The organism is Pseudomonas sp. GM24, assembly GCF_000282235.1.
In the GTDB taxonomy this organism is placed as follows: domain Bacteria; phylum Pseudomonadota; class Gammaproteobacteria; order Pseudomonadales; family Pseudomonadaceae; genus Aquipseudomonas.
The window spans coordinates 1-1,226 of sequence record NZ_AKJR01000379.1 but is presented as its reverse complement, the minus strand read 5'-3'; the positions used below and the strand labels follow the sequence as shown (position 1 = coordinate 1,226).

Annotated in this window: 1 protein-coding gene; it reads left to right on the top strand. The window is 61.7% G+C overall.

The genetic code is table 11. The features are described 5' to 3' along the window. Positions 1–182: 182 nt before the first annotated feature. A complete protein-coding gene (locus PMI23_RS28505; protein ID WP_007910023.1) occupies positions 183–1,157 on the top strand; it encodes a serine/threonine protein kinase in 975 nt (324 codons plus the stop codon). Positions 1,158–1,226: the final 69 nt, after the last annotated feature.

Sequence of the window (1,226 nt, the reverse complement as noted above, 5' to 3'; positions counted from 1 at the left end):
GTCGGCGCCTGACAGGCCCTCATCGCGAGCAGGCTCACTTCTACATTTGGAATGCGTGCGTTCCCCTGTGGGAGTGAGCCTGCTCGCGATGGCGTCAGCACAGACACCAACCAACTCCCCCGCTGCCATCTGCGCTACCATGCTGGGCCGGACGCGGCAGCCTGCTGCGCGCAGGAGTCAGCATGGCCCACCCGTTTGAAACCCTCACCCCCGACCTCGTGCTTGATGCCGTTGAAAGCATCGGCTTCCTCAGTGATGCACGCATTCTGGCGCTCAACAGCTACGAAAACCGCGTCTATCAGGTCGGCATCGAAGACTCCGAACCGCTGATCGCCAAGTTCTATCGCCCGCAGCGCTGGACCAACGAAGCCATCCTCGAAGAACACAAGTTCACCTTCGAGCTGGCCGACGTCGACATTCCGGTCGTGGCGCCGCTGATCCATAACGGCGAAACCCTGCACGAGCATGCCGGTTTCCGCTTCACCCTGTTCCCGCGGCGCGGCGGCCGTGCGCCGGAGCCGGGCAATCTTGATCAGCTGTATCGCCTCGGCCAGTTGCTCGGGCGCATTCACGCGGTCGGCGCGACCAAGCCGTTCGAACACCGTGAAGCCCTCGCCGTGCAGAACTTCGGCCACGCCTCACTGAACACCTTGCTGGAAGGCAACTTCATTCCGAAAAGCCTGCTGCCGGCCTACGAGTCCGTCGCCCGCGACCTGCTTAAACGCGTGGAAGATGCCTACGCCAACACGCCACACCAGAACATCCGCATGCACGGCGACTGCCACCCCGGCAACATGATGTGCCGCGACGAAATGTTCCACATCGTCGACCTCGACGACTGCCGCATGGGCCCGGCGGTACAGGACATCTGGATGATGCTCGCCGGTGATCGCCAGGAATGTCTCGGGCAGTTGTCGGAATTGATGGACGGCTACAACGAATTCCACGACTTCGACCCGCGTGAGCTGGCGCTGATCGAACCGCTGCGCGCCTTGCGTCTGATGCACTACAGCGCCTGGCTCGCGCGGCGTTGGGATGACCCGGCGTTCCCGCACAGCTTTCCGTGGTTCGGCACCGAGCGTTATTGGGGTGATCAGGTGCTGGCGTTGCGTGAGCAGCTATCAGCGCTTAACGAAGAACCTTTGAAGTTGTTCTGAATTAAAGATCAAAAGATCGCAGCCTTCGGCAGCTCCTACAGGGATCGCATTCCCCTGTAGGAGCTGCCG

Excerpts from the sequence above, each read along its gene's own strand:
- PMI23_RS28505 (WP_007910023.1), top strand. The coding sequence starts at position 183 with ATGGCCCACCCGTTTGAAACCCTCACCCCCGACCTCGTGCTTGATGCC.